The organism is Parabacteroides sp. TM07-1AC, from assembly GCF_003480915.1.
GTDB lineage: Bacteria > Bacteroidota > Bacteroidia > Bacteroidales > Tannerellaceae > Parabacteroides > Parabacteroides chongii.
On record NZ_QUKD01000009.1, the window covers coordinates 159,508 to 166,887 of the forward strand.

At 44.3% G+C, this 7,380-nt stretch carries 3 protein-coding genes; 1 reads left to right on the forward strand and 2 read right to left on the reverse strand.

What is annotated here, in order from left to right; all coding sequences use genetic code 11:
• Positions 1 to 16: 16 nt before the first annotated feature.
• On the forward strand, positions 17 to 1,768 hold the full coding sequence (locus DXD68_RS17560) for a RagB/SusD family nutrient uptake outer membrane protein (RefSeq protein ID WP_122362816.1): 1,752 nt from the start codon (positions 17 to 19) through the stop codon (positions 1,766 to 1,768).
• A 97-nt stretch (positions 1,769 to 1,865) separates the two neighbouring features.
• Here the strand turns inward: DXD68_RS17560 and DXD68_RS17565 are convergent, their stop codons facing one another.
• Positions 1,866 to 3,581, reverse strand: a complete 1,716-nt coding sequence (locus DXD68_RS17565; RefSeq protein WP_122362817.1) for a RagB/SusD family nutrient uptake outer membrane protein — start codon at positions 3,579 to 3,581, stop codon at positions 1,866 to 1,868.
• A 34-nt stretch (positions 3,582 to 3,615) separates the two neighbouring features.
• Positions 3,616 to 6,822: a SusC/RagA family TonB-linked outer membrane protein gene (locus DXD68_RS17570; RefSeq protein WP_122362818.1), complete on the reverse strand. Its 3,207-nt coding sequence runs from the start codon at positions 6,820 to 6,822 to the stop codon at positions 3,616 to 3,618.
• Between the last annotated feature and the right edge of the window lie 558 nt (positions 6,823 to 7,380).

The window sequence follows — 7,380 nt, forward strand, 5'->3', positions numbered from 1 at the left end:
TAAAACGAGAAAGAATATGAAACTTTTGAAAAATATATATTTAACAGGAGCTGCCGTTGTTCTGTTGACAGGATGTCAGGGAGATTTGATGGATCTGAATCCGTATGATTCTATCTCTTCCGGTAATATGTGGGCAACAGAGAATCTGGCAGATATGGGCGTAAACGGTATTTATAATGTTTTACGTTCCGACAATGTTGCCGGTGATTTGCATAAATTCGACAGCTATGGTGTTTCTGCAGATTATCGTGACGGAAATTATGCTCTATTGAGAGGTAATGCCACAACGAGCAATTCCCAGTTTTCCGATTATTGGAAAATTCATTATGAAGGAATCAGCCGTACGAACGATGCGATAGCCAATTTGTCGAAGGCTCCGTTGGCCGAGTCCAAGTATAATCGATTGATGGCTGAATCGAAGTTCATGCGTGCCTATTTCTATTATAAGCTGAATATGATGTATAAAGGAGTTCCTTTGTATCTGGAACCGACGGAACTGGAAGGCTACACCAAAGGGCGTGATACGGAAGAAGCCGTGTGGAATCAGGTTATCACAGACCTGACAGATGCGATCAATACAGCCGATTTCCCGGATAAATATGTTTCCGGTTCAGGTGATTACGGACGTGCGACTAAAGGTGCGGCGTATGCATTGCGTGGAAAAGCGTATATGTGGATGAAAAACTGGGCAAGCGCAGAAGCCGATTTCCGTAAAGTCGGAGAGTTGGGTTACGGCTTGTTCAAGGGAGAATATAAGCAACTGTTTAAGGAAGCGAACGAACAGTCCGATGAGATGATTTTCTCCTTGCAGTGCATTGGTTTGAGCGGTTATGGTAATAATTTCTCGTTCCGTTATGGTTCTCGTGTCTCTTATGGTTCTTGCTGGAATACATACCTGGCAAGCACGGATTTTGTCGACACGTATGAATGTGCAGACGGGAAACCGTTTAACTGGAATGATTATTTACCCGGATATAACGAAATGTCTCCGGCTGCCCGCTCTGTCTATTTCCTGCGTGACGGCTTGACTGAAACGGAAATAAATACCTTAACAGCTAACGGTGCTGATATGTCCAAATATTTGCCTTCAGGAAATGAAGCACGTATAAAAGCCATTTATGGAAATCGTGATCCGCGTTTGGCAGCGACTATAGTGACGCCGTATGCAGAATATATCGGATCTTCCAGTAATACGGATTATGTATATACTTTGCGTTGGCCGTACAGAGGATATGACAATGCTGAACCGTATGATGTGAGAACCGATACGAACAACCGTTTCTACTATCTGTTCCGTAAGTTTGTGGCGGAAGGTTCTTCCGAAATACCGAATCGCGAGTATTCTCCGATCGATATTCCAATTATTCGGTATGCCGATGTGCTTCTGTCTCTGGCTGAATGTCTGAACGAGCAGAATAAAACGAGCGAAGCGGTAGATGCGATCAATAAGGTTCGTGAACGTGCCGGTGCTGCTTTGTTGAACAGCAATCAATATACCCAGGTGACAGGTCAGGATAATTTGCGTGAACGTATCCGCAATGAACGTCGTTGGGAGTTTGCCGGTGAAGGTGTGAATTTCTTTGATGAAATGCGCTGGAAGACCTGGCATAAAAGCAAATTATTCGACGGTGCCGGCCTGAAACAGGTTTGGGGAGAAGTACAAAGTTCTTATTCATGGGGAGGCGATCATTTATATAACTGGGCTATCCCGAGAACTGAAATTCAGATGAATGAAAATCTGACTCAGAATGATGGTTGGATAGATTAGTTCGTGTATTTGACTAACCAAAAGAGGGTATGCTTCTAAAAGCATACCCTCTGCTTATACCTGACCTGGTGATCAAAATAATTCAGAAAATAAATAATTACCAGTTAGGATTCTGTTCAAGCTGATCATTCATTTCTATTTCTTCTGCCGGGATAGGCCACAAGTAATCGCGGTTTTCACGGAATACACGTGTCAGCAGGCGCTTGCCGGTGATACCGTATTCTTCGCGATTCAGTAATGTGTGTGACAGTTTCCAACGGCGCAGGTCGCTGTCTCGAACACCTTCACCAGCCAGTTCATAGGCTCTTTCACGGAAGATACGTTGGAAGACTTCATCTTTCGAATTAGCTGCCAAATAAGAAGGACCACTGTTCAATAATGCGATACCCGCACGGGCACGTACTTTGTTGATGTATTCTACCGCCTTAGTCTGGTTGCCGGTTTCATTGTAACATTCTGCCAGCATCAGGTAAACATCAGCCAGGCGGATGATCGGGAAGTTTACAGGTGTATGTTCGCGGTTCGTGATAGCACCGTTCCAGTCTCCTTCCGGTACGAATTTTCTCCAGAAATAGGTTTCCCAACCTCCCTTATTATTACGCATGAAACCATTGTTCTCGTTCACTGCTACTACATCTCCTTTGGTGTTTTTTGCAAAGATGAATGTCATCAGGCGCTCTTCGTTACGGTTCCATCCCAAATAAGTGCTGTAAGGAGCGATCACTGTAGCTGACATACGCGGGTCACGTTGTTCGTACATTTCCAGGATCTTTGCGGATTCTGCCGGTTGATCGAGGATTTCGTCGCCGGCATCGTTCACTGTGCATCTGAATACACGTTCACGTACCTGATTGTCGGTTGTATATCCCGGGAACAATTCATCCCAGTTGAAAGGACGTCCGTCTTTGTATTCATACATGTCGACCAGGTCGACAGAAGGAAGGGTGTTATTCCAGCAACTGCCGAATGAGTTACGTGTGCCGGCGTAGAAGCATAGCGGCATACCGTAATCATTACCTGTACCACCCAGATTGATGATCGAGAAGATCATTTCCGAACTGGTGTGTCCTGTCAGGTTGAACAAGTCGGCGAAGTTTTCGTACAGTTCATGACCGCTGGTCGATTTTTCCAGATGTTCGATCGCTTTGTCATAATTTTTACTGTACAGATATACCTTACCCAATAATCCTTCTACGGCAGAAGTCGTTACACGGCCGTAATTGGCTGCATCCCATGTATCCGGAAGTCCTGAGTTCTGCGCTTTTTCCAGGTCTGCAATGATGAAAGCACGTGTTTCTTCGGCAGAACTTCTCGGATTCATCAGGTCGTTGAAATCCTGTTCCAGATTGGTCGTTTCGTCATAGAGAGGAAGACCTCCGAAGTAATCCATCAGATGGAAATAGATGAGGGCACGGAGGAAATGGGCTTCACCGAGCATCTGGTTCTTTGCTGTTTCGTCGATAGGTGCTTCACCGATACTGCGGATGGCGAGGTTGGCACGCTGGATGCCGTTGTATCCGTTCTGCCATTTACCGTTGAGGAAACTGGTACGCGGTGTACAAGTTCCCAGTTGTAGAGCTTCATACTGGTCGTAGCCGACTGCTACATCCGAGTTTACGTCGATCATAAACATTTTACCATAGAGGTCGGTGTTTTTCAGGGACGCATACACACCCATCAAACCTGACTTACACTGATCTTCTGTCTGCCAGAAGGTCGAAGAGCTTAACTGGTCGTAAGGTGCCCTGTCCAGGTCATAGCAGCTTGTCAATGCCAGAAGTGCTGCTAAAAAAGGTATAATATATTTTTTCATTTTGTAATTCCGTTTATAAGTTCAACAATCATGATTAGAATGTAACATTGACTCCAACGACCACCTGGCGCATGGTAGGATATTTGATACCATTTACTTCAGGGTCGTATCCTTTCCATTTCGTGAATGTAAAGAAGTTTTCCAAACTGCCGTAGAACCGGACTCTATCCATATAAGCTACTTTCGACCAGGCTGTCGGCAGCGTATATCCCAATGTGATGTTACGGATCTTCAGGTAAGACTTGTCGGTTACCCAGAAATCGGAATACTGTTCGTTTCTGGTATCGCTGTAATCCAGCAAACGGGGATAGCTGGCGTCTGTACGTCCTTCATACCAGCGTCCGTCGATAACATCTGCATTCAACTGATATCCCTGGCGTACGGTTGTTTTATACAAGGCACTCAGATATACGTCTTTGATACCGGCCTGTCCTTGTATCAATGCGGAGAAGTCGATACCTTTCCAGTTGAAACCGAGGTTCACACCGTAAGTGAATGTCGGGTTCTGTCCGTTGCCGATGACAGTACGGTCATCGTCATTTACCAGTCCGTCACCGTTGAGGTCCTTGTAGAGGATATCACCTTTTTGGGGAGTTCCGTAAGGGAATACCACTTTGCCTTCTACGGCGGGGTTATCCAACATAGCCTGTACGATTGCCAGGTCTTCGTCTGTCTGGATGATACGGTCTGCTTCGCGTACATATAGTGACCAGATAGGAAGACCTTCCTGCAAGATTCTTGCATCCTTGATCGTATAGTCGTCTCCTTTGAATTTATCTACGTTGTTCTTGATGTAAGTGAAGTTGAAACCGACGTTATAAGAGAAATCCTTTCCCGCCTTATCACTCCAGTTTGTAGAGAATTCGAGACCTCTGTTGGTGATCTGTGCGGAGTTCTGCTTGGGGATAGTGGCATTACCATGTACTTTCGGTGCCGGAAGGTCGGTCAGGATGCCTTCTGTTCTTTTGTTAAAAAATTCGACAGATCCTGACAAGCGGTTACCTAATACATTGTAATCAAGACCGACGTTGGTAATATAAGTCGTTTCCCATGTCAGTGCGGCATTTGCGATCGCCGTCTGTGAAAGCCCCATGGCTACGGCACGTCCCAATACATAGTTTGTTTGCGCGTACAGAGATTGTGAAGTATAATTACCGTCATTATCGCGGTTATCTCCTAATGTATTATTACCCAATGAACCGTAAGATGCACGAACCTTCAGGTTGTCCAGCCAGTTCTTGGTATTCTCCATGAAACCTTCTTCCGAAATGCGCCATGCAGCGGAGAAAGAGGGGAAGTAACCCCAGCGGTTGTCAGCCAGGAAACGTGAAGAACCGTCTGCACGCAGGTTGACTTCCAACAGATATTTGTCATCCCAACCCAGGTTGAGGCGACCGAAGAATGAACGCATGGCCCACTCGGTAACATTTCCTGTTGTGGATGATTCGCCGATAGCACCTCCGATTACGTTCAGTGACGGGTCGATCAGGTCTTTGCGGGTGCCGCTGAAGAACTGCCGTTTGTATTGTTCCTGGCTACCACCGACCATCAGGTTTGTGCTCAGGCGGTTGTCGAAGAAGTTACGTTCGTAACGAACTGTCGCGTCCATAAAATTCCTGAATGTCTTTTCGTTATAATTCGAGATACTGGTTTGGCCTACACCGTCGGTATACAGAGTGTTGGTTTGGAAGTTGTACATCGGAACGAAATTCGGTTTGCTTTCTTTGAACTTATCATAGTAGTCATACGTATATGACCCCTGAATAGTCAAACCTTTCAACGGTGTCAGGACAGCATACAGACGGGTTTTTAACGTGTTAACCTGGATATTACCGGAAACGTTTCTCAGACGGTTATACGGGTTGTTCGTTGCATTCTGAGGGTCATCTTCCGCATTGGCATTGATACCCAGTCGGTTCTGATCATCCAGATAAGCGATTCCCGGGTTACCACCTGTCAGTCCATAGGTATAGATATCATCTATATTATCGCTGACCGGTGTTGTGTTAGAGGTGTATCCGCTCAGGTTTACCCCGATCTTCAACCAGTCTTTTACCTGTGAGTCGACATTGGCACGCAGACTGAAACGTTCGAAACCACAGTTTTCCAGGATACCCGGGTTGTTCAGATAGTTGAAAGAGGTGTAATAAGTAATCTTTTCCGAACCTCCGGATGCGGAGATATTGTGTTGGTGGGAAACTCCAGTTTCATACACATCGAAAATACTGTTGTTCGGATATGCTAGATAATTCGGCATCCCGTATTCGTTCAGGCCGTTCGGGTCTTTGGACTTTTCACGCCAGAGGTTGATCACGTTATCGGAGAATGGTTTGGGCTTGTTGCTGTTTGCCATCCCTTCATTCAGATATTCCATGTAATTGGCATAATCGGAAACGACTTCATATGGCTGGTCCAATGTCTGGAATGATACGTAACCAGTATAATCCAGTTTCATTTTGCCGGATTTACCTTGTTTAGTCGTGATCAGAATAACACCGTTGGCAGCACGTGAACCGTAGATGGCAGAAGAGGCGGCATCTTTCAATACGCTGACTGTTTCTACATCCTGTGGGCTTACACTGTTTAGCGTTCCTTCCACCCCGTCAATGATAACCAGCGGCGAAGAGTTGTTTAATGTACCCTGGCCACGTACCTTAATATCCGCATCGCCGTTATTGGACGGAAGGTTGTTGCTGGATGTAATCTGAACACCGGGTGCTGTACCCGCTAATGCTGTAGAGATATTGGTCAACGGACGGCTTTCTGCCATTTCACTGACATTTACAGATGTCACGGAACCGGACATGTTTACTTTCTTCTGTGTACCGTAACCAACCACAACCACTTCATCCAATGCTTGTGAGTCTTCTGTAAGCTTGATATTAAAGGTTTTTTGGTTATTTACCGGAAGCTGTTGTTCTTTATATCCGATAAATGTGATAACCAGAATAGAGTTGGGGGCTACATCCAGTGTGAAATTACCATCCATGTCGGTAATTGTACCATTTGTAGTTCCCTTTTCGATAACATTTGCTCCGGCAATCGGGCCGAATGCATCCTGTACCACTCCTTTGATGGTTTGTTTCGCCTGTTGTGGCGATGTTACTGCTGTACTAGGTCCTGTGGGCCTCAATAATTCAACAGAAGGATTCGCCGACATCTCGCTTACGGATGTAAGGAACATGGTTGTTCCCAAAAACAGCGCCTTCGATACGTGAAAGTGAGTAAAATCTTTAGTCATAATAACACCAGATTTAGTTAATAATTAGATAATAGTTTTCTCATTTGTAATTGTCATTTTTCGTTTTCTATATTCCATATGTCTACTTGATATCAAGTAGAAGCATAGTTCGTATAGAACTATGGTTTATGCTGGTTGGCGAACAGAGAAAACTTGAATTTTAAAGTGTGCTTGACGTTTTAAAAACCATGGGAGATAATATTGAATAAATGAGTAACTTAACAGTAGGATAAACTGAAAGATAATACTTATGAAAACCTATTTTTGAGGGATAAAGATCCTTCCTATTGCTGCTGTGGCATTGATAAATGCTTCTTATGATATGGAATAGATAATGAATGATGTGTTTAAAATTGTCAAAACCTTGTTTTGCTATGGAACTACAACTCAGTGTAAATTAAGTGTATGTGTTTTTAACGAATAATAATTGGACAATTAGTGCACCATGAATGGATAAAATTGTACATATATTGAAATAATTAACATTTATATTTGCAGTGTTTTGGCATTAGTTCTATACGAACTATGCTTCTACTTGATATCAAGTAGACATATGGA